Raw genomic sequence first — 366 nt, 5'->3', positions numbered from 1 at the left:
TGTTGCTGTACTTCCGTTGGCAACTGGTCACGTAGTGCCAGGCACTTCTCGAAATACGTCCGTCCTTCCGGATCGTCAGCGACATCCAGAGGGTCGGGTCCTGCTATCACGAGGCGTATCGTATTTTCCTCGTCGGATGCCGCACGCACAAAACGGATAAAAGCGGTGATGATCCGGTCGATGCCTTTGAGGCTATCCCATCTGGAAACGTGCAGAAAATACCGCCAACCGAGGATTTGCTGAAGCGATGGCGTAGGTCCCGATTTGCGGCCATTAAACGAAACTGAATTTTCCAGCTTCTGGTCTGCCGGCCCTTCATAGTTGCGATTCTTGGCGGAGAACGGACTGATCGATGGCTGGATGATA

1 pseudogene is annotated in these 366 nt (G+C 53.3%); it reads right to left on the bottom strand.

Annotated elements, in window-relative coordinates:
* A pseudogene (locus ACLFKU_RS44395) lies at positions 1–366 on the bottom strand (glycosyl transferase group 1); the annotation flags it as partial.

The sequence above is a fragment of the Paraburkholderia sp. EG304 genome, from assembly GCF_046543485.1.
GTDB lineage: Bacteria > Pseudomonadota > Gammaproteobacteria > Burkholderiales > Burkholderiaceae > Paraburkholderia > Paraburkholderia youngii.
Note: the sequence above shows the minus strand (reverse complement) of the source record. Positions and strands in the feature narration are given on the sequence as shown.